Source organism: Chenggangzhangella methanolivorans, from assembly GCF_019797865.1.
Classification (GTDB): domain Bacteria; phylum Pseudomonadota; class Alphaproteobacteria; order Rhizobiales; family Methylopilaceae; genus Methylopila; species Methylopila methanolivorans.
Genome location: NZ_CP081869.1, coordinates 1,226,996 through 1,247,902 on the forward strand (window position 1 = coordinate 1,226,996; position 20,907 = coordinate 1,247,902).

Below are 20,907 nucleotides of genomic sequence, written 5' to 3' on the forward strand. Positions count from 1 at the left end.
GATCTATTTCCCCACAGCAGTCCCCCAACTTCCAGTCCCGTTTCGGAAAAAGTTAACGATGGTGGCACCGCATGTGTGCCATTTAATCTAATTGGGCTTCTCGAGAGATATGCGCTTAGATGTGCGAAGCTATCAGCATTCAGAGTGGGAGAAACGACGGCCGCCTCTGCAGTTGCCAGAAGGCAGTCGATAAACGCCGATTTATTGACTCGTACCTGTATTCGCTTCGAACACTTCTGCAGTGATGCCATAGACCATCCTTCTCACGTATAGGAGAGATCGAGACCAAATTCTGGGATTGGGTAAAGGCGCTTCGTAGGAAGCATGGCGCTTTCTCTATGGAGAAAAAGCAATGTCAGATCGAAGCAGACGCCTTTACGATATGAAAGAGTTGGTCGAGATAACGGGGCTCAGTAAGTCGTATCTATTTCAGTTAGCCAAAGACGGCATACTGGATCGCATCTATTTTGGACGTAGGGCAAAATACACTGCTGATAGCGTCCTTCGTTTCATCGAGCTGGGTTTTCCCGCCAAAGCAAAAGCCAAAAAGGGCCGCCCACAAAGGAGCGGCCCGCATCTGAACCGGTTACATCTGAAGAGGGCGGCCAGCCGCTCGTCTAACTATGCGGCAGCGTTCAACGATAGACGTCGCTTTTTCGATCTCTGCGCGAGGGCCTCTAGAGGAGCGCAGTATTCAGCCCACGCCTTCATCATGGGACGGCGTTCGTTGATAAGCTGAGTTCGAAGATAGGCGGCGGTCGTCGAGTTGCGGACGGTGTGAGCGAGCGCTGTCTCGGCCATATGGAAATCTACGCCGTTTTCGGCCGCCCAATCTCGAAACGAGCTACGGAAACCATGAACGGTCGCATCGACCTTCAGCCTACGCATAACCATCGTTAGCGACATTCCTGACAGTGGCCGCTCTGGCTTATCGCCGGGAAACACAAACTCGCTTTTCCGAAGCTTCTCCATTTTTCGGAGAATCGCGCAGGCCTGCTCGGATAGCGGGACTGAGTGCTCGCGGCCGGCTTTCATCCGCGCCGCGGGCACTGTCCATGTTTTCGCGCCAAGATCGATCTCATCCCATTTTGCGCCTATTGCCTCACCGCTCCGAGCAGCGGTCAAAATGATACTTGAGACAAATTGCGCTGACTGAATCGAGCATTTCGAGCCGGGCGTAAAAGCTCGGTATTTCGTCTTTTGCCAGAGCCTTGTGATTTCCGCGCGTGAGTTTTTTGGGAATTGGGAGAAGGTGTTTCAGGCTCTCTCGATATCGAGCCGGATTTTCGCTGCTACGAAATTTTCGCTGATGCGCGGAGTCCAAAACGTTTTCAATTCGCCCTCTTAAGCGTTGAGCCGTTTCGGGTTTTTTAAGCCAAATGGCTGAAGCACGGATAGCACGTGCTCGACGGTAATTTGGTCCACGGGGATATCGCGAATTGCGCCGCAATAGACGCTCAGCGTCATTTGCCACTGCGCAGCGCTTTTCGGATTGCGCCACGAGGGCGTTTTCGACTCGATGAACGTGTCGGCGACCTCGCCAAACGTCGGCATTTTTGCCGCGGGCTTTCGCGCCTCTTTGGGATCGAGCCCGCGATCTAGGTAGCCCCGCAGTTCCGCCGCCTTCTCCCGCGCGCGCTTCAAATCGATTGTGGTCGCGCTTCCAAGCCCCAGTTCCTTCAATTTCCCAGTGCCGCTTATTCCAGCGGGCTTCCAGCGGTAGAGGAAAACCCATCGCCGTCGCGAGCGTCTGCCGAAATCGATAGGTAGAGATATCCGCCGTCGCCATACCGACGTGGACGAGGTGTATCGCTGCTATCGCTACAGCTGAGGAGCGACTTCACCCTTTGCGCGTTAAGCTTGTTCAGTTTCCGCATCATCGCATGCCTCAGGCACAGCTCGGCCCCAACGCCGGCCCAAACAATGGCTGACGATTTCGGCGGAGCTCAGTGGAGTTGATGATGAGAATATACGCCGGAAACCGTTCATTTTCCAGCAGATTTGTGCAGCCCCAAGGAGCCCGGTAGAGCTGGTTTAGGGGGACACCCTCTCCGCCACCGCCACGCTCAAATCGTTGGCTTATCTGGACCACTCTGAGTCCAGGTAGCGCCTCCGATGCGGGGCCCAATGGCGTGTCGCGTCGATCGCGTCTGTCAGAACAAGCCGTTCTCTGCCCATGTCCCGATCGCGGGCGATCCGACGTTCCGCGACGGCTCGTCCGACGCGACGCTCGACAAGCTGCTGGAGCGGAAGCGGTCCCGTCTCGCGACATGCTCATGCCGACGGTCGCCGACGACGAGGTCAGAGCGTTTTCGAGACCTCGCTCGCCCCGCGAGAGCAGCGCCACATCCGTCGCCCCGGCGGGAGCGCCCGGCGCGACGGGCCGAGACTGGCGTGCGATAGTCGGTCGGTTCAGTCAGCGCTGCCGAACGGCCCATGCCGCCGCGCCCGCAGGCGTGCGGAAATCCTCGAAGGCGCGGGCCGCGACGCGGGGGAAGCTTTCTTCGATCATCCGCGTGAGCGCCCGGCCGGGGCCGATCTCGAGCACGGCGGTGGCGCCGTACTCGAACACGGATTCGAGGCATCGCATCCAGTCGAGCCGCTCGTGAAGCTGGCGGGAAAGCAGATCGGCGGCCGCGGCCTTGTCGCGGACGACGCGACCGTCGAGGCCCGAAAGCGTCGGCGCCGCCGGCGCGCGCCATGGCGAGGCCGCGATCGCCGCGGCGAAGCGCGGGGCGGCGGCTGCGAGCCAGCGTGTGTGCGACGCGACCCGGACGCCAAGCCGCCGGACATGGCGCGCGCGCCGCGCGGCCTCGGCCTCGTAGAGGTCGAGCGCGTCGAGCGGCCCGCCGACCACGACATGGTCGGGGCCGTTGACGATCGCCACGGCGACGCCGGCGGCCGCCGCCAGCGTCTCGGCCTCGGCGAGCCTAAGGCCGATCGTCGCCAGCATGCCCTGGGGCGCGCCCGCGCAGGCGGCGTCCATCGCCCGGCCGCGCTCGGCCACGAGATCGAGCGTCGCGATCGCGTCGAGCGCCCCCGAGCAGCCATGTGCGGCGATCTCGCCGGCGCTGTACCCGGCGAAGACGACGGCTTCGACGCCCTGCGCCGCCAGCACGGCGTGCGCCGCCAATGCGTGGCCCACGACGAGAAGCTGGGCCGTCCGGTTCTCCGCGAGCGCGTCGGCCCCGGCCGTGAGCGGGCCCTGGGCGACGGCGAAACCCGTCAGTTCCGAAAGCTTGCGCAGCGCCGGCTCGGCCGCCGCTTCCGTCGCCACGGACGCGAACATGTCCGCGTGCTGGCCGCCCTGTCCCGAGCAGAGGATCGCTAGCGGCAAGCGCCTGGCTCCGGGCCGCTCTCCAGCGCCGCGAGGAACATCGTCGCGGCGAGGAGATCGGCCGCGCCGCCGGGCTCATGCGTTCAGCCACAAAGATCCGGTGGATCCCGATCGCGCGATCGCGTCCTCCCGGCGCCGCGATCCCGCCTCGCGCGAGAAAGTCGAGCGCGAGGCGCTGGGCGCGGCCGAGCGCCTCCGCGCCGCCGCGATAGAGCAGGTTGTTGTCCTCGAGCGTCGCGATGATGGCGAAGACGGCGTCGATCATGGCGTCGTTCAGCGAGGCGCCGGCGGCGCGGGCGGCCCTGAACGCCGGCAGCGCGCAGCCTGTGACGGTCGGAAAGCCGGCTGCGGCCTCCTCCCGCGCGCCGGGCGCCTTGTGGCGCGCGCGCACGATCGCGCCGTGGCTGGGCTCGCGCGCGGCGGCGCCCGCCGCCAATATGTCCGGCCCCCAGCGCATCGCGACGGTCCGGCAGATCGTCTCCGCATTCGAGCATCGCGCCCGTCCCGCCGCCGCCGCGATGAGGCCGAGCGAAAACACAGCGCCGCGATGGGTGTTGACGCCTCGGGTCTCGGCGAACATGCGCGCCTCGGCGCGCCGGCCGGCGACGTTCAGAACGGCGAAATCGGCGTCCGCGGCTCCCGCTTCGGCCATCTCGCCGAAATAGCCTCTCAGCGCCGCGATGCTTGCGCGAAACGTCGAGGCGTCCATGTCGTCATGCGCGCCGGTGTCGACGAGACTGACGAGGCCGGGCTTCGGATAGCAGGCCAATTCCTGCTCCAGCGCGGCTGTCGCCAGATCATCGATCCGCCGGGCCTTTGCAGGCGCGAGGGTTCGCCCGCAAAGCGCGAGCGCCGTCACGAGGAGGCTCCCGCCCTGACCTTCGCCGCGATGCGCGCCGCCACCGTTCGCCCGCCGCGGCTCTCGCCAAGCGATCGCCGCATGTCGGCCCCGTCGAGCGGGCGCGAAAGCGCCTCGCGGAACCGCGCCTTGAGGTCGCCGTCCCAGACGCCTTCGAGGCCGCCGACCCGGATGAAGTTCTCGACGCCCGGCCCGAGCACCGGATTGGCGGCGGAGAGCTCTTCCAGGCGCTCCAGCGGGATCTTGGTGACGCGCGCCATCGCGGCCGGGGCCATGACGCGCACTTCCGAGCCCGGCAGCGCGAAGCACAGGTCGGTCGACAGCCCCGTGGCCATGAAGCCGCCGGAGACCGCAAGATCGTGCACCAGCCCGATCACGCGATGGCCGCGGCGGCGCGCGGCGTCGAGGCAGCGGGTGAGATGGGCGATGCAGCCATTGTTGGCCATCAGCTCGTCGCGGCGGCTCAGGCGATGGCCGGCGTTGTCCACGATCACGAGGATCGGGCGGCCCGGCTCGTCGCGCATGGCGTCGAGCACCGCGCGGGCGAGCTTCAGCGCGACGTCGGCCCCGATGACGGCGCGATCGGCGGTGCCCACCACGGTAACGGTCCGGCCGTCGAAGCGGGCGACGCCCGTCAGCGTTCCGCCGTCGCGGACGACGCCGTGGCCATCGCCGAAAAGGTCCGCGAGAACCCGCTCGATGGCACCGCTCATGGCCGTCCTCCGGAAAGCGCGTCCACCAGCCCGTTGAAGCCCGCGGCGTCGAGAGCCGGCACCGAGGCCGGATCGTTGACCCCGAGCCGCGCCCAGACGTCGCGGCCGTCGGCGCAGTCCCAGAAGCGCTCGAGCCGGCGCGAGAGCATCTCGTGCTCGGCCTCGAGCGCGTCGAGATCGAGCGGGCGCGGCCGGCCGACGAAGCCGAGGATCGCGGTCCGGAACGCTTCGACGTCGTCGGCCACCAGCGCGTCGATCTCGCCGATCAGCCTCCGGTGCTTGGCCCCCATCGTGCGCCAGACGAGCGCGCGGTCCTGCGCGTCGAACTCCTCGATGCCCTCGACGGTCTCGATCACCTCGGGCCCCGAAATCGAGAGCCGCCCCTCCTCGCTCGCCACGATCCAGTCGCAGGAGCGCGCGACGATCGACATGCCGCCGTAGCAGCCGTTCTTGCCGCCGATCGCGACGATCACGGGCACGCCGGCGTGCCGGGCCGAGAGCGCCGCCCTCTGGATTTCGCCCATGGCCACGAGCCCGGCGTTCGCCTCATGCAGACGCACGCCGCCGGTGTCGAGCAGAAGGATCGCCGCGTCCGGCTTCACGTCGAGCGCGCGCTCCAGGAGACCGGTGATCTTCGCGCCGTGGACCTCGCCCACAGCGCCGCCCATGAAGCCGCCTTCCTGCGCGGCGACCAGCACGGGGCGGCCGTCGATCGTCCCCTCGCCCACCACCACGCCGTCGTCGAAGGCGACCGGCATGCCGAGAGCCGGCAGATGGGGCGAGACGATGCGGGCCGCCGGTCCGCAGAACTCGCGGAACGAGCCGGCGTCGAGCAATCCGTCGATCCGCTTGCGCGCGGTCGCCTCGTAGAAGCTGTGGCGCGCGACCCTCATGCCTGAGCATCCTTGATCTCGGCCGCGGCCTGGTCGAGGCGGAGGCTCACCACCGCAGGCGTCGCGCCGCCGTCATTGATCGACACGCGCACGTCAGACAGGCCGTGGCGGGCGAAGAAGTCGGCCAGAACCTGCCGCCATGTCTCGCCGAAGCCCCGCACCGAGGTGTCCACGACCGCGGCGCAGCGTCCGCCGAGGTCGGCGGCTTCGATCAGGACCTCGAGATTGCCGGAGCCGACGACGCCCGCCAGCGCTAAGGCGCGGGCAGGCTTCTCACCGGTTCCGTCATAGTCGAATTCGAGATGCTCCATCGGGCTTACCAGTTCCGGAAACGGGAGGGCGGGTCGTAGAGGCCGCCGGACCAGGCCACGAGATCCTTGATCGAGCGGGCGGCGAGCAGGTCGCGGGTCGCGAAGCGCTTGTCGACGCCGAGGTCATCGGCGTATTGCACCGCGCCCTTTTCGCGCAGCCGCGCCACCATCTCGCGGTCGCGCTTCATCCCGACCGGCGTATAGCCCGCGACGCCGCGGATCGCCTGCTCGCGCTCCTCCATCGTGTCGCAGAGCAGGAGATTGGCGATGCCTTCCTCGGTCACGAGATGGGTCAGGTCGTCGCCATAGACCATCACGGGCGGCAGCGGCATGTCGAAGGTCTTCTGCAGCTCCCAGGCGTCGAGCCGCTCCACGAAGGTGGGCGACATGCCGTCGCCGAAAGTCTCGACGATCTGGACCACGAGCTTTCGCCCGCGAGGCATCTCGCCGGAAAGCCGCTGCTCTCGGCCGGCCTTGAGCCACGCCTCGCTGCCGTGGCGGCGGGCGCGCGATTCCGAGCCGAAATTCGGCGCGCCGCCGAAACCGGTGATGCGCGAGAGCGTCGCGGTGGAGGAGTTGCCCTCGAGGTCGATCTGCAGCGTCGATCCGATGAGAGATCGGAATAGTGGCCGGCGAGCTGACAGAAGATGCGGTTCGAGCGCATCGTGCCGTCGCGGCCGGTGAAGAACACGTCGGAGCGCGCCGCCGTATAGGCCTCCATGCCGAGTTTCCGAGCCCGCGCAGTGGATCGACTCCACGAAGCCGCTCTCGATCGCCGGGATCAGCGTCGGGCACGGATTGACCGACATGTACTGGCAGATCTTGCCCTTGAGGCCGAGATCCTGCGCGTAGGTCGGCAGGATCAGCTCGATCGCCGCGGTGTCGAAGCCGATGCCGTGGTTGAGCCGGGTGACGCCGTATTTCTCGTAGATCCCGCGGATGACCATCATGGCCATCAGCACCTGCACCTCGGTGATGACGGCGGGGTCGCGGGTGAAGATCGGCTCGATGTAATGGGGCTTCGGGGCCTCGACGACGAAACTCACCCAGTCGCCCGGCACGTCGACGCGCGGAACCTTGTCGACGAGCCGGTTCACCTGCGCGATCAGCACGCCGGACTTGAAGGCCGTGGCCTCCACGATCGCGGGCGTGTCCTCGGTGTTGGGGCCGGTATAGAGGTTGCCGTCGGCGTCCGCGGCGTCGGCCGCCACGAAGCTCACATGCGGGGTGAGGTCGCAGAAATAGCGGCTGTAGAGCTCGAGATAGGTGTGGATCGCCCCGACCTCGATTTTGCCCTCGCCGACGAGCCGCGCCATGCGCAACCCCTGCGGGCCGGCGTAGCAGAAGTCGAGGCGGCGAGCGGTGCCGCGCTCGAACACGTCGAGATGCGGCGGCAGCGCGATGTTGGACTGGACGATGTGGAGGTCGCGGATCGCGTCCGTCGAGGTCTTCGCAAGCGAAGACGCGAGGAAATCCGCGTGCTTCTGGTTGTTGCCCTCGATGCAGACGCGGTCGCCGGGCTCGATCACCGCTTCGAGGAAGCTGACGATCTCATCCCGCCGCACGGTCTTGCCGTCCGCGAAGGCCGCGCCGCGCTCGATGCGGGCGCGGTAGCTGCGTTCGAGCGTGTCCCAGACGCGTGCGGTTTTGGCTGTTTCGAGCATCGCGGGCCTCCTTATTCGGCCGCCCCGAGAGCCGGCTTGCCCTGCCCCCGCGAGCGCGCCCACCCGACGAGGTCTGAGAGTGGTCCCCAGAAGAGGAGGATGGCGGAGAGGACGACGAGCGTGGTGACGAGGCCGTTGGCCCAGAACACGTTGAGGCTTCCGCCCGAACCGAGCAGCGCCTGGCGGAAGGCGTCTTCGGCGCGGTCGCCGAGCACCAGCGCCAGCACCATCGGCGCGAGCGGGAAGCCGAGCTTCTTGAACACGTAGCCCACGACCCCGAACAGCAGCATCAGCCAGATGTCGAAGATCGAGTTGCCGACCGTGTAGGCCCCGATCGCGCACACGACCAAGATGATCGGAGCCACGATCGCGAACGGGATCCGCATGATCGCGGCGAACAGCGGCACGGTCGCGAGCACGATCAGAAGGCCGGCGACATTGCCGAGATACATGCTCGCGATCAGGCCCCAGACGAAGTCCTTCTGCTCGACGAACAGCATCGGTCCGGGCTGCAGGCCCCAGATCATCAGCCCGCCGAGCAGCACGGCCGCCGTCGCCGACCCCGGGATGCCGAGGGCGAGCATCGGAAGGAGGGCGGCGGTGCCGGCGGCGTGCGCTGCGGTCTCCGGCGCCAGCACGCCCTCGATCTCGCCCTTGCCGAAATTGTCGCCGCGCTTGGAGAAGCGCTTGGCCAGGCCATAGCCCATGAACGAGGCCGCGATCGCCCCGCCCGGCGTCACGCCCATCCACATGCCCACGATCGAGGAGCGGATCAGCGTCGCCCAGTAGCGCGGCAGCCCGGCCCAGGTGCGCAGCACGACCTTGAGGTCGATCGCCGCCTTCTTGCCCTTGAACGCCAACCCTTCCTCGACCGTGAGGAAGATCTCCGAGACGCCGAACAGCCCGATCACCACCACGAGGAAGTCGAAGCCGCGCATCAGCTCGGCGACGTCGAAGGTCATGCGCAGGTCGCCCGAGATCGTGTCCATGCCGACGCCGGCGAGCAGAAAGCCGATGCAGAGCGAGACCAGGATCTTGATGCGGTTGTCCTTGCCCATGCCGATGAAGGAGCAGAACGTCAGCAGGAACACGGCGAAGAACTCGGCCGGCCCGAACCTGAGCGCGAACTTCGCCACGAGCGGCGCGACGAAGGTGATGAGCAGCACGCCCGAGATCGCGCCGATGAAGGAGGCGGTGAAGGCGGCGGTGAGCGCTTCGCCGGCGCGTCCTTCCTGGGCCATCGGATAGCCGTCGAAGGTGGTGGCGACCGACCAGGCCTCGCCGGGAATGTTGAACAGGATCGAGGTGATGGCGCCGCCGAAGAGCGCGCCCCAGTAGATCGACGACAGCAGGATGATGGCGGAGGTCGGGTCCATGCCGAAGGTGAGCGGCAGCAGGATCGCGACGCCGTTGGGGCCGCCGAGGCCCGGCAGCACCCCCACCACGATGCCGAGCAGCACGCCGACGATCATGAAGCCGACATTGTGCCAGGAGAGCGCGACCTGGAAGCCTGCGAGCAGCGCGGAGAAATCGTCCATCCGGGGCTCTCCTTCAGTAGCCGAACATGGCTTCGAGCGGCCCCTTGGGGAGCGGCACGAGGAACTCGATCTCGAAGACCACGAAGCAGACGAGCGGCACCAGCACGGAGGTCGCGATCACCGTGTACCAACGCGCGCCGCCGACGATCGGCATGAACACGGCGGTGAAGATCGCCGCCGCCGCGTAGATGCCGAGCGGCTCGACCAGCACGACGAACAAAGCGAGCGGCCCGAAGACCTTGGCCACCATCAGGAGCTGCGACCAGGTGGCGAAGATCGCCGGCGGCTCGCGGAACGCCTGGACCAAGAGGAAGAGCGAGCCGGCGAGGAAGATCCAGCCGACGCGCGCGGGGAAGAAGCCGCTTTCCGGCCCGCCGTTCCAGCCCGCGCCGCGGCCGTAAGAGTCGTAGAGCACCGCGGCCGCAAGCCCGATCAGGATCAGCGAGACCACGATCTCCACCGCCCGCTTCGACGGCCCGCGCGCGCCCGGATCGTCCGGCTGTTCGATGTCGGCTGAAAGGGACATGGGTCTTCTCCGTCGGCGGAGGATCGGGACTGGCGGATGCGAAGAGGCCCTTGTCCCGGCTTCGACCCGGGACCCAGAACCGATTGCGTTTGAGAACTCGGCTCGACCCGACGAAGTCGGGACTGAGGCGCTGTCGGTTCTGGGTCCCGGATCACGTCCGGGACACGAAAGGGCTCAGTTGGTGGCGAGGAAGCCGGCCTTGCCCATCAGATCCTTGTGCAGGGCTTCGTCGGACAACAGGAAGTCCTCGAAATCCTCGCCGAAGCGCTGGTCGGGGAGCAGCGCGTTGCGCTCGAGATACTCCTTCCACTCGGGCGTCTCGGAGACCTTCTTGAGCAGGTTCACGTAGAACGCCTTCTGCTCCTCGGTCACGCCGCCGGGCATGAAGATGCCGCGCAGCATGTTGTAGGTGAAGTTGAGCCCCTGCTCGCCGCAGTCGGGGATGTCTCCAGGCCGTGTCGCCCGAGATCTTGCCGTGTAGGCGATCCGCTTCTTCGACAGCACGCAGAGCGGACGTGTCTGGCCGCCGCGCCAGTTGGCGACGTCCTCGGACGGGTTGTTGGTGTCGGCCGAGACATGGCCGCCGGCGAGCTGGGTCGAGGCCTCGCCGCCCGACTTGTAGGGAATGTAGGTCAGCTTCACGCCGGCTTCCGCGCCGATCGAGAACACGATCAGATCGTCCTCTCGCTTGGAGCCGCCGCCGCCGATCTTCATCGCGGGCGAGGCTGTCTTGGCCTCGGCGAGAAGGTCTTGCACCGTCTTGTAGGACGCGTCGTTCTTCACCCAGACAAGGAACTCGTCCTGGGCCAGCATCCCGACCGGCGTGAAGTTGCGCCAGTTGACCGGGATCTTGGTCGAGAGCGGGGTCATGTAGATGCCGCTCGAGGTGGTCAGAAGCTTGTGCGGGTCGCGCATGGACTTCTGGATGTCCATCATCGCCTCGCCGCCGGTCGCGGCCGGCTTGTTCACGACGACGAGCTGCTGCGACGACAGGTTGTGCTTCTGGACGATGCCCTGGATCGTCCGCGCCATCTGGTCAGAGGCGCCGCCGGGGCCGAACGGCACCACGACCTCGACTGGCTTGGTCGGCTCCCAGGCGGATGCATGCGCGGTCGCGCTCAGAACGAGCGCCGCTGACAAGGCCAAAGCCTTCATCTCATTTCCTCCCCATATGGCGATTGCGTTGGCCGCATCGCCTTGCTTTTCTGGAATGACTACATCGTACACACATGATGTTCAACTGATATATCATAATCGACGGTTCTCCGGCTCTCGCGCGTTGGAGGCTGTGGAGAGATGAGACGTCCGGGCCGCCCGCGCCGCGAGCGCGCGACCTGCCGCGCATCCGGCTGGAGGCCGCGCGGTTCCCGCCCGGCCGGACGCCGCCGCGGCGTGGCGGCGTGGCGCTCGACAAGGCGGCGAAGGCTGGGCTTCGGGACCAGGAGCGCCGTCCCGGAGCGAACTCAGCCCGCCGACGCCTGCTTCCGAAGCGCCGTCTTGAGGCGCACATAGTCGACTTTCGATCGATGACGCAGATCGAACGGTATCGCCCGCAGGGGCGCGACGCTCAGATCGCCGAACGCGGCGGCCGACGCTTTCCACTCCGCCAGCTTTGCCCGATCGCCCTCGACGGCGAGGATACCCGTCCCGTCCATGTCGACCAGCGCGCAGCGTCTGACGCCCGGCCAGAGCCTCGCGGCCGCCTCGACGCAGAAGGGCGAAAGCCCCGCGGCGCGCCCGTCCAGCCTCCCCGTGAGCCAGAGCCGCACCGACGCGTCGAGCCGGCCGCCGTCGCCGGTGCGGTGCCAGATCTCGCCGTCGCGGCGGATCTTGGTCGCGGCGTCGTCGTCGGGGTCGAGATAACCCTTGTTTACATGCCCGCCCGTCACGACGATCTCGTCCGCGAGGATCTCGAGCCGGATGGGCGTCGATCGGCTTTCCGGCGAGCCCCGCCCCGGTTCGCATCGCCTCCCAGTCCTTGGCGTCGATCTCGCTCGCTTCGAGATGGGCGATCGGCTCGGCTTCCGTTGAGCCGTAGACCGCCACCACCCGCGTCCGGGAGTTCTGCGCGAGCCGCTCCATCAGGTCCGGAAACACCGGGCCGCCGCCGGTGAAGATCGTCGCGAGGCCGGGGTCGCGTCCGCTCGCCGCCAGCCCCTCGCAGATCGACGGCGGGACCAGCGCGCGGGTGACGCGATGGGCGGAGATGTGGTCGCAGATTTCGCGGCGTCCGCCTCGTGCGGCTTTTCAGGTTCCAGTTTGGGAGCAGCGAGGTGACGCCCTGCCCGAGGTTCGCGAGGACGAACACCGGGAAGGCCACGAGATCGGTCTCGTTCTCGCGCTCGGGCGCCAGCAGGTCCTTCAGCACGTCGTTCTGGTTGAGAAGAAAGCCATGCGTGCGCATGATCGACTTCGGTCGTCCCGTGGAGCCGCTGGTGAAGGAGATCAGCGCCGGGGTGGTCGGGCTCCACCTCCTCCAGCAGGTCGCCGCTTGTCGTGTAGCCGTCGCCCGGAGTCAGCGTCAGCGGCACGCGCCAGAGTTCGGGAAGCGCGTAGCCCAGCGCCCGAAACCAGCCGTCGGTGAGATAGGCCTTCGGCGTGGCGGCGCGGGCGGCGTGGCGGAGCCCTGCGAGCCCCATCGCGGGTTCGGGCAGCACTGCGACGGCCCCCAACCGCCAGCGCCGCAAGGCCCGCATAGAGCCCTGGCCCGAGCCCCATGGCGATGACGACGCGGTCGCCCTTTCGACGCCCGCGCGCTTCCATGCGGATGCGAGCCGGCTCGACCAGCCGAGCAGCTCGGAAAAGCCGACCTGGACTCCCTCCCCCGTGACGATCGCGGGCTTCTGGCCGTCGATTCCGGGGACGCCGAGCATATGGGCGACGAGGTTCATGGGGCCTCAGTCCAGCCTGCGCGCCATCAGCTCGTAGCGGCGAAAGACCTTTCCGGCGTGTTTCTGGCTCCGGTCGAGCGAGACGTTGTCGACATGCATCAGCGCGTGGATGAAGTCCGAAAAGCCGGCTTCGCGCGCCAGCCGGTGGACATGGTCGAGCAGCACGCGGCCGACGCCGCGGCGCATGCTGGCGTAGGTCTTGACGATGATCGTCTTCGCCATCGGCCCTTCGAGCCGGTTCGGGATGGCGAACAGGAAGCCGACGAGATCGCCCCTCTGGTCATGGGCGAACAGAACGAAGCGCGGATCGACCGCCGGGATGATGGGCGCGTAGAGTTCGAGAAACCCCTCGAGGTCGAGCGGCTTGAAGAAGGCGTTGCGCTCGAAGGCTCCGGCCGACATGGCGTAGAGCCGCCGGACGAAGCCGTCCGGGTTCGAGCCGTCCCACTGCGTGACCGCGACGCCTTCGAGCGCGGCGGGAAGTCCGTCGCCGATCGCCTCGTCGAGCGTCCCGCGGGTGGAGACGTAAGCCGAGACCGGCGCGAAGCCGGCGGCTGTGAAGGCCTCGCGGTCATGCGGGCCGCTGGCGGGCTCCATGAGAAAGGGCGGCGAGCCGTCGCTCTCGGCGACGAGGCGGTAGGCGTGCCAAGTGTCGCCGTCCATCGGGCCGAGGACGGCTGTAAACGCCTGCCTCGCTGATTTTCGCCACCGCCTGCTCGATGAGCGCACGGCCCGCCTCGGCCGAGGGGCACCGGAAGCGCCCGATCGTGGCCGTGGCGGTCTCGCCCCATTTCGGCCCGTCGAGAAACACCGTGCAGGCGGCCCCGCCGTGCTCGAGCTCGATGGTCTGGCTCATGGGGCGAGGCCCCGGTCATGAGTTGGCTGACAAACAAAGCGAGCGGCGCGACGGCCGCCAGCCCGACCACGCGCGGAGAACGCCAGCGGTCGAAGAGATCGGGCCGCGCCGCGCAGGCGAAGGCCGTGAGGCCGAGCGCGGCGGCCGCCCATGGCCAGAGCGCCCCGTGCCACTGGCTGTGCGCAGGATTGAGCGGAACGATCAGGAACAGCGCGACGCCCACCGCCGCCATGCCAGCAATCGTCACGGCGTGGCTCCGCGCCAGCAGCGCGAGGAAGCCGACGGCCGCCGCCGCGAAGGTGAGATTGTAGGCGTGAGCGCGTTGACCCCGGTGGTGTCGCCCAGAAACAGCCAGATCAGCGCGGCGCCGCTCACCGCCGAGATGAGATCGAGGTCGGGGAACCGCCCGCGTCCGGGCCGCAGGTTTCGCGCCGCGAAATGACAGCCGATCGCGATCACAGGCAGGACGACGTTCTGCAGCGCCGTCACCGCGCCGGTGAGGAAGATCAGCGCCGCATAGGCGCGCGCGGCGTGGGGCGTGATCCTCAAGAGCGGCGCAAAGGCGAGGATCGCGATCATCATCACGATCAGCGAGGCCGCGAGAACGCCGAGGTTCAGCGGCGGCGTGTCGAGATTGTTGGCGAGCAGCAGGTGGATGCCGATCGGCACGAACAGATTGTCGTAGCCGCGCCAGCTGTCGGCCTCGATCAGAGCGCCGAAGGCCGCGATCATCAGCGAGAGCGCCACCACCTTGCCGCGATCGATCTCGGTCATCAGCAGCAGGAGGATGAGAGCGAGGATCCAGGTCACGAGGAAGAACATCGTGGTGCCCTCCCAGCTCTTCGTCCCCTCCTCGACCTTGAAATGCGCCCGGCCGTAGCGCGTGCCTGTGAGCGCGGCGGCGGCGTCGGAGAGCGTCAGCACGAGCAGCGGCAGCACGTAGAGCACCGGCCGGTCATGGCTCTGGAAGAACAGGAAGCCGACGCTGAGCGCGAGAAACAGCTCGCCATAGGATTTGCGCGCGACGCCATGCACCGCCTCGCCGACGCCGCCGGCCGCGCGCCTCAGGCGGATCGCCACCAGCACTGCGAGCGACAGGCAAATGAGCAGCGCGGCGGGCCAGCGGTCGGTGAAGGTCCAGGGCAGGGTCAGCGCGTAGAGCCCGGTGCCGACATGGACGCATTTGCGCTGGAGTTCGCCCGGCAGCCCGACCGCGCGGCCGATGACGCTGACGCCGGCCAAGAGGCCGAACATCGCCGCGATGGAGCCCGCCACCAGCGCGAGGTTGAGCCAGACGCTCAAGCCTGAAGCTCCTCCACCACGAAGTCGGAGTAGAAGAACGCCTTGTCGGCCGCCTTGCCCGCCGTTTCGAGATCGGTCCGCGTGGTCATCCGCGCGGCGAAGGCTGAGGGCAGGCGGCGCGGGGCCATCATGTTCCAGTAGACGAGCCGCGCGCCCGGGTTCGCGGCGCCGAGCACCTCGCCATAGACCGTCTCGAAGGTCGCAGGCGTCATGTATTCGAAGATGTCGGAGAGGTTGAAGCCGTCGGCCTTCTCGCCGGTCGAGACGAAGGCTTCGAGCGACCCGAGCCGGATGTCGAGGCGGTCGAGCCGCTCGCGGATCGTCGCAAAATTCTCGGCCCGCCAGGGCATCGGCAGCGCGCGGCCGTGGGTCCCTTTGAGGATCCAGTGCAGATAGGGATTCTGCGACGGGTCGAGATCGACCGCCGCGTGGCGGATGCGGCGCGCGACATGGTCGGCGACGCTGCCCTCGACATGGTCAAAAAAGGCCGGATCGCGCCCGAGCCGCCCCATGGTGAACCGCGAGAAGAACACTTCGAGCAGCAGTTTCCAGCGCCGGTTGTTCCACGTGCCGTCGAGGAAGGCCTCGCGCTCGGCGCGGCTGCGGCCGGGTTGGAAGATGCTGTCGATCGTTTTCTTCGAATGCACGAGCGGCAGCAGGTAGCGCTGCATCACGCGAAAATAGCGCTCGAATTTTCCAACGCCCCCGAGCCCGTAGGCGACGACGTCCGCGCGCCCGCGCCTCCCAGAACTCGCGGTCGGCGGGAAGCATGTCGCGGATCAGCAGCGAGAGCAGCGCGTCGCGACGCCGGCTCGGCCGTGCGCCCATCAGCTCGAGAAACTGCGGATGGTCGAGCGTCTGAAAAGCCTCGATCCGGATCTTCAGGCACGCGATCTGCGCCGGCGACAGGTCGACGACCACGACCTTTTCCGGGTCGAGCGTCAGCATCGCGAGCGCGTTGTCGCCGGCCGAGCAGATCGAGACCAGCGTGGCGCCGGGCCGTTGGCCGAGCGCTCCGGTGAGCACGTCGGCGTCCTCCCAGAGCTGGGCGTAGCGGATGGCGTCAAAGGCGGCCTTGCCGGCGATCTCAGACATCGGACCTCGTCACCACGCCGCGCGCGCCGTCGACCTCGATGGTCTCGCCGTCGCGGATCCAGTCGAGCGCGCCTTTCAGCGCGACGACGCAGGGGATACCCATCTCGCGCGCGACGATCGCGGAGTGTGACAGAAGGCTGCCGCGTTCGACGACAATGGCGGAGGCGTTGCTGAACACCGCGATCCAGCCGGGATCGGTGTTGCGCGCGACGAGAATCTCACCGGGCGCCAGCGCCTCCGTGCGCGGATCTCGGATGAGGCGCGCCTTGGCCTTCACCACGCCGCCGAGCAGCCGGTTCCCGAACGCACGATGTCGTCGGACGCGCCTGCGGCGACGGCCGACGCAGGACGCGGCGCCGAGAGGCCGGCCGCGCCAGACACCGTGACGCGCTCGGGCGGGTCGGGCAGCCGCGCCGCGCGCTCCATCTCGGCCTTGCGGACCGCGACCAGCCCCTTGAGATCGGCCGTGACGCCAAATCCTTCGATCGCGCCGAGGATTTCGGGAAGCGTCAGCAGGAAGACGTCGCGCGGCTCGTCGATGGCGTCGATCGCCGCGAACTGCCGGCCCATGGCCAGCAGCACGCGGCGCGCGCGGCCAAAGATGCGGGTGCGCTCGAAGCGGAGGTTTTCGCGATCCCGCACGCGGGCGCGCGCCCAGCCGACCACGGCCTTGGCGACGAACCCGCGGATTCGCCGTCCTTCGAAGGCGGCGGCGAGCGCAGCGTCGCCGTCCACCTCCGGCTTATGCGTCCGCGTGGTCCGCGCGGCGGCCGCGATCGCGGCGTAGAGCGGCGCCGGATTCTCGTCGAGCGTCACGCTTTCGAGCTTGAGCTCCTCGGTGCAGCGGTCGCCGAACTTTTCGATGTAGCCGCGGATCTCCGAGACGAGCGCCGGCGGCATGGCGCCCAGCTCTCCGCGCTCCAGCGCCGCGACGGCGGCGTCGTCCTCGCGCGCGATTTCGCCCATCTTCGCGATGCGCTTTGCGGGTTCCGCCGAGACGATGTCGCCCTGCCCGATCATGATCGCGTTGTGGAGCTCGAGCCCCTCTTCGCCGCACCAGCGCTCGAGCAGCTTTCGCGACGAGCCGAAGGCCATCATGCAGAGGAAGTCGTTGACCAGCGGCGCGTCCCAGCGGTCGAGAAGGTCGCCCTCGATCTTGCGATACTCCGCCGCCAGCGCGCCGAGCGGCATTCTGGAAATCGCCTCCGGGCTCGTCGCGAGCGCCCGCTCCATGCGGGCGTAGAAGCCGCGGACGGTCCAGCGCAGGCGCATGGCCTCGAACAGCAGCCCAGCGCCCGCGCGCGCCATGCCGGCGTATTCCCGGAGTTTCGCCACGCCCGTCGCGGGCGCGGGGCCGATGCTCCCGGAGATTTCGGCCGGGAGCGGTTCGGAGACCCCCATCATGGTCTCCATATGCGCCCGGTTCAGGCTGAAGCCCGGCAGCAGCGCGAGCGCCCGGTACCAGTTGACGAGGTTGTAATAGACCCGCCCGTCGATGCGCCCCAGCATGTTGTCGAACACCGCGGCGCTCTCGCGGATGTTTCTGTCCGAAACGCCCAAAAGCTCCATGAAGCGTCGATAGACGCGGGCGTAGGCGTATTGCGCGAAACTGTAGGTGAGCGGCGAGACCAGCCCAGGATAGCTTTCGACGATGTTGGAGTTGTCGAAGATCGTGACCAAAGGATCGCCGATCGCAGGCTCCCGCAAAGCCGTGGTGATGGGGCGGGACTGAAGCAGATAGAAGGTCTCGCCTTCGATCGCCATTCGATGTCCTGCGGGGCTCCGCGGAGACCGCTCACGCGTTTCACCGCCTCGACGATCGCGGCGACGTCGGCGTTCGACAGCACGCCGCCCGCCGGCCCCTCGACGACCGTCCCCGAGTCGCGGTCGACGACCGTCGTCTCGCCGTCCTCCTCGCCGCCCACCAGCGCGTCGCCGAGGCCGGCGATCGCCGAGATCACGATCCGGTCGCGCCGTCCGCTAACCGGGTCCGCCGCGAAGGCGACGCCCGCGACGCGCGCCCGCGCCATGCGCTGCACGATGACGGCGGGCGTCGCATCCCCGGCCTCGAGCCCGCGCGAGGCGCGATAGGCCGCGACGTTCTCTTGCGCTCCCGACTCCCAGACCTTCAGCGCCGCATCCGGAACGCCGCTGTCCTCGACGTCGAGCAGCGAGAGGAACTGGCCGGCGTGCGAGTGCTCGGCGCCGTCCTCATCACGCGCCGAGGAGCGCACCGCGAACGGGCCGGGCTGGATTTCGGCCAGCGCTTCGTCGATCGCGCGGCAGTCGGCGAGGCTGAGGCCCTGCTCGAAACCGTCCGGAGCGAGCGCCACGAAGAAGGGCGGGACGGGCAGGCCCTCGCGCAGAAGCGCGGTCAGCGCCGCGGCCTTGCCGCCGACGATCTTCGGGTCGAGGCACCCCTCGTCGCGCCCGGGATGAAGGATCGCCGCGGGTTCGGCGACGTGGGGCGCGTCCGAAGCGGTCATGCCGCGGCTCCCGAAAGGAACGGCGCGAAGCCGGCGGTCGCATAGCAGACAGGACCCAGACGCCCGAGACGGCGTCCATCGTCTTCTGGCGTTTTGGCGTCGGCGCCTTCGCGTATCTGGCGGCGGACACGAGCGGCAGGCCGAGCGCGACGGCGCCGATCACCCCGACGAGCAGCGGCGCGCCGACCGCAAAACCGGTCGCGAGCAGCAGGCAGAAGCTCAAAGCCACGCAGGCGGCCCACAGCGCAGCGGCGCGCTTAGGCCCCATCAGCGCCGAATAGGTCTCGACGCCCGGCCGCTCGTTCTCCTTGGCGTAGAGTTTTCGGCCGATCTCGATCACGCAGCCGTTCACGAAGGAGAGCGCGAGAAAAATCCAGAGGCCTGGCGGCGGCGAGCCCGCGGCCGGCAGCCACTCGCAGGCGGTGAGGAACAGGTCGATCAGCGGCATGATCGCCATATGCGAGACGAGATAGAGGAACTGGCCTGTCGCGCAGCCAGTCGGGCGCGAAGAACTCGACCGTCATCAGCGCGAGCCAGGCCTGAACGAGCGCGAGCGGCCAGACCAGCGACGGGGCGTAGGCCGCGGCGATGAGAAGCGTCGCGAAGAAGCCCGCGATCCCGAGGCCCACGATCAGCCGCAGCGTCACGAGCCCGCGCGGCACCGGGCGTTCCGGCCGGAAGCGGCGATCGTCCTCGGCGTCCTTGACCTCGTCGCAGGCGCGCATCTCGAAGAACAGGATCATCGTCACGGCGAACGCGACCGCGAACGCCCAGAAGCCCGGCAGAGGCCGCCCGGCGAGATGCGCCGAGACGCTGATGCTGGCGACGGAAAACACCGCGATCAGCGGCGCGGTCTTGGCGAGCGGAAAGCGCTCCGCCTGATAGATCCAGAGGCGTTTCGCGAGCGGCGGCGAGGCCTCGTCGACCGACATCAGCGCTTCCTTGCGAGCTTTTCGTGCGCCGAGGAGAAGTGACCCGCGGCGATCGCCGCCATGATCGAGATCTCGCCGCAGAGGCAGAGCGCCGCCGTCACCTCGGCGAGCGCCGCGCCATGGCCTGCGCCTTTCAGGCCGAGCAGCGAGAGCGCGGCCGACTGGCTCGGCATGCCCGTGCCGCCGCCGACCGACCCGACGAGGATGTTCGGAAGCGTCACGGAGACGAAAAGCCCGTCTTCCCGTCTCTCCATGCGGGTGAAGCCGACAGCGCTTTCCGACACGCAGGCGGCGTCCTGGCCGGTCGCGATGTAGAAGGCCGCAAGCCCGTTGGCGTAGTGGCCCTGCGCGCCCATCTGGCCGCTCAAGAGCGCGCCGAGATTGGCCATCTCGCCATAGGCCAGCATCCGGTCGATCGAGACATGCAGGTGCTTTTCGACCAGCGCCTCCGGGATCACGGTGCTGGCCGAGACCTTCCGGCCGCGGCCCGTGATCAGGCCAATATAGGAGGCTTTCTTGTCACCGGAGAAGTTCGCCTCGATGAACCAGTGCAGCGGTTTCACCGGACAGTCCTGCTCGATCTTCGCGCAGAGCGCGTCAGTCGCGATCGTGACCATGTTCTGGCCCGAGGCGTCGCCGGTCGTGTAGCGGCAGAGCAGGAACACGATGTCGTTGTCGATGATCGGCTCGAGCGCGATCAGCTTGCCGTGCCGCGTGGTGGCCTCGGCCGCGGCTTTCAGCTCGTCGGCGTTGCGCGCCACCCATTCGACGAAGAGCCCGGCGTCGATGAGGCCCGAGAACTTGAAGCCCGGCGTGCGCAGCACCCCTTCGTTGAGGAGCGCCGTCGTCACCCCGCCGGACCTGGTCGCGACCATCGCTCCGCGCGCATAGGACGCCACCAGCGCGGCCTCCGTGGTGGCCATCGGCGCGTAGTACAGGCCCTTCGCGTTGAGCCCGTTCACCAGCAGCGGCCCGACGACGCCGACCGGCAGCTTCACCGTGCCCACCATCGCCTCGATGTTGCCGGAGTAGCGCTCGGCCTGTTCGAGGGTTCGCTGGTCCGCGAGCTCCTGCTCGACGCCTGCGATTTCGACGCCGGCCGCGCCGAGCTGGCGCCAGAGCGACGAGATGTTGGCCGAACTCGCCTCGCGCGCAGACCGCAGCGTGCGCTCAGGCGCCCGCTCGGCCTGCCGGCTGAGACGAAGGCGTGCTTCCTCGGCCGTGTAGGTCGCTCTCAGCCGCTCGAGAAGCAGTTGGACTGACGACGGGACGATTTTCATCTGGAACCAGATTGGCTGAGGTCAGTCGGCAGATTGTTTGCGCGTCGCGGCGATGAAGCGGCATGCGCGCGCTGTTTTCAACAGGACAAACGAAATTGATTAATGTATCCTGAGACGTCGACCTCATCTTATCGGAGATTTACTTGTAACGCTCGAAATGATCATCTGTAAGTCGCGCATTCGATTTGCCGCGCTGCGGCGGCGCCTATGAACGCCGCTCAATG

Annotated in this window: 19 protein-coding genes and 4 pseudogenes; 1 reads left to right on the top strand and 22 read right to left on the bottom strand. The window is 67.7% G+C overall.

Features of this window, described 5'->3' with window-relative positions:
* Positions 1-382: 382 nt before the first annotated feature.
* Positions 383-739 carry a hypothetical protein gene (locus K6K41_RS06545; RefSeq protein ID WP_261405909.1) on the top strand — a complete coding sequence of 119 codons (357 nt, stop codon included), beginning with the start codon at positions 383-385 and terminating at the stop codon, positions 737-739.
* On the opposite strand, the gene K6K41_RS30230 is transcribed toward K6K41_RS06545, so the two are convergent.
* The 22 genes and pseudogenes from K6K41_RS30230 to K6K41_RS06640 all read right to left on the bottom strand — a co-directional run bounded on the left by K6K41_RS30230 (position 622) and on the right by K6K41_RS06640 (position 20,683).
* Positions 622-1,218 (bottom strand): tyrosine-type recombinase/integrase, encoded by a 597-nt coding sequence (locus K6K41_RS30230; protein ID WP_428978596.1) that lies wholly within the window; start codon positions 1,216-1,218, stop codon positions 622-624. The genes K6K41_RS06545 and K6K41_RS30230 overlap by 118 nt on opposite strands.
* Positions 1,103-1,776: pseudogene (locus tag K6K41_RS30235) on the bottom strand (tyrosine-type recombinase/integrase). The gene K6K41_RS30230 and the pseudogene K6K41_RS30235 overlap by 116 nt, the downstream one beginning before the upstream one ends.
* 640 nt (positions 1,777-2,416) lie before the next feature.
* Positions 2,417-3,337, bottom strand: a complete 921-nt coding sequence (locus K6K41_RS06555) for an acyltransferase domain-containing protein (protein ID WP_261404388.1) — start codon at positions 3,335-3,337, stop codon at positions 2,417-2,419.
* Between the two features lie 130 nt (positions 3,338-3,467).
* Positions 3,468-4,196: pseudogene (locus K6K41_RS06560) on the bottom strand (triphosphoribosyl-dephospho-CoA synthase); the annotation flags it as partial.
* Complete coding sequence (locus K6K41_RS06565; RefSeq protein ID WP_261404389.1) at positions 4,193-4,909, bottom strand: biotin-independent malonate decarboxylase subunit gamma; 717 nt, start codon at positions 4,907-4,909, stop codon at positions 4,193-4,195. The gene K6K41_RS06565 and the pseudogene K6K41_RS06560, both read right to left, overlap by 4 nt.
* Entirely contained in the window at positions 4,906-5,802 is an 897-nt protein-coding gene (locus tag K6K41_RS06570; RefSeq protein ID WP_261404390.1) for a biotin-independent malonate decarboxylase subunit beta, read from the bottom strand. The genes K6K41_RS06565 and K6K41_RS06570 overlap by 4 nt, the downstream gene beginning before the upstream one ends.
* Positions 5,799-6,113, bottom strand: a complete 315-nt coding sequence (gene mdcC, locus K6K41_RS06575) for a malonate decarboxylase acyl carrier protein (RefSeq protein WP_261404391.1) — start codon at positions 6,111-6,113, stop codon at positions 5,799-5,801. Before mdcC ends, K6K41_RS06570 begins: the two co-directional genes overlap by 4 nt.
* Positions 6,114-6,118: 5 nt before the next feature.
* Positions 6,119-7,777, bottom strand: a complete 1,659-nt coding sequence (gene mdcA / locus K6K41_RS06580; RefSeq protein WP_261404392.1) for a malonate decarboxylase subunit alpha — start codon at positions 7,775-7,777, stop codon at positions 6,119-6,121.
* An 11-nt stretch (positions 7,778-7,788) separates the two neighbouring features.
* Entirely contained in the window at positions 7,789-9,315 is a 1,527-nt protein-coding gene (locus K6K41_RS06585; protein ID WP_261404393.1) for a tripartite tricarboxylate transporter permease, read from the bottom strand.
* 13 nt (positions 9,316-9,328) lie between these two features.
* A complete protein-coding gene (locus tag K6K41_RS06590) occupies positions 9,329-9,841 on the bottom strand; it encodes a tripartite tricarboxylate transporter TctB family protein (protein WP_261404394.1) in 513 nt (170 codons plus the stop codon).
* Between the two features lie 174 nt (positions 9,842-10,015).
* Positions 10,016-10,996, bottom strand: a complete 981-nt coding sequence (locus tag K6K41_RS06595) for a Bug family tripartite tricarboxylate transporter substrate binding protein (RefSeq protein WP_261404395.1) — start codon at positions 10,994-10,996, stop codon at positions 10,016-10,018.
* A gap of 308 nt (positions 10,997-11,304) precedes the next feature.
* Positions 11,305-11,730 (bottom strand): hypothetical protein, encoded by a 426-nt coding sequence (locus tag K6K41_RS06600; protein WP_261404396.1) that lies wholly within the window; start codon positions 11,728-11,730, stop codon positions 11,305-11,307.
* 103 nt (positions 11,731-11,833) lie between these two features.
* A pseudogene (locus tag K6K41_RS30240) lies at positions 11,834-12,061 on the bottom strand (AMP-binding protein); the annotation flags it as partial.
* A gap of 677 nt (positions 12,062-12,738) precedes the next feature.
* Positions 12,739-13,395: a GNAT family N-acetyltransferase gene (locus K6K41_RS06610; RefSeq protein WP_261404398.1), complete on the bottom strand. Its 657-nt coding sequence runs from the start codon at positions 13,393-13,395 to the stop codon at positions 12,739-12,741.
* 436 nt (positions 13,396-13,831) lie between these two features.
* Complete coding sequence (locus K6K41_RS06615) at positions 13,832-14,890, bottom strand: diacylglycerol/polyprenol kinase family protein (protein ID WP_261404399.1); 1,059 nt, start codon at positions 14,888-14,890, stop codon at positions 13,832-13,834.
* Positions 14,887-15,561, bottom strand: a complete 675-nt coding sequence (locus K6K41_RS06620) for a DUF3419 family protein (protein ID WP_261404400.1) — start codon at positions 15,559-15,561, stop codon at positions 14,887-14,889. Before K6K41_RS06620 ends, K6K41_RS06615 begins: the two co-directional genes overlap by 4 nt.
* Before the next feature lie 91 nt (positions 15,562-15,652).
* Positions 15,653-15,985 (bottom strand): annotated as a pseudogene (locus tag K6K41_RS30245) (DUF3419 family protein); the annotation flags it as partial.
* Positions 15,978-16,265 carry a PEP-utilizing enzyme gene (locus tag K6K41_RS06625; RefSeq protein WP_261404401.1) on the bottom strand — a complete coding sequence of 96 codons (288 nt, stop codon included), beginning with the start codon at positions 16,263-16,265 and terminating at the stop codon, positions 15,978-15,980. The gene K6K41_RS06625 and the pseudogene K6K41_RS30245, both read right to left, overlap by 8 nt.
* On the bottom strand, positions 16,259-17,494 hold the full coding sequence (locus tag K6K41_RS30950; protein WP_487308369.1) for a PEP-utilizing enzyme: 1,236 nt from the start codon (positions 17,492-17,494) through the stop codon (positions 16,259-16,261). Before K6K41_RS30950 ends, K6K41_RS06625 begins: the two co-directional genes overlap by 7 nt.
* Complete coding sequence (locus K6K41_RS06630; RefSeq protein WP_261404402.1) at positions 17,410-18,471, bottom strand: PEP/pyruvate-binding domain-containing protein; 1,062 nt, start codon at positions 18,469-18,471, stop codon at positions 17,410-17,412. Before K6K41_RS06630 ends, K6K41_RS30950 begins: the two co-directional genes overlap by 85 nt.
* 257 nt (positions 18,472-18,728) lie before the next feature.
* Positions 18,729-19,403, bottom strand: coding sequence for a UbiA prenyltransferase family protein (locus K6K41_RS06635; protein WP_261404403.1), 675 nt, complete (start codon positions 19,401-19,403; stop codon positions 18,729-18,731).
* Positions 19,403-20,683 carry a hydroxymethylglutaryl-CoA reductase gene (locus K6K41_RS06640; protein ID WP_261404404.1) on the bottom strand — a complete coding sequence of 427 codons (1,281 nt, stop codon included), beginning with the start codon at positions 20,681-20,683 and terminating at the stop codon, positions 19,403-19,405. The genes K6K41_RS06635 and K6K41_RS06640 overlap by 1 nt, the downstream gene beginning before the upstream one ends.
* Between the last annotated feature and the right edge of the window lie 224 nt (positions 20,684-20,907).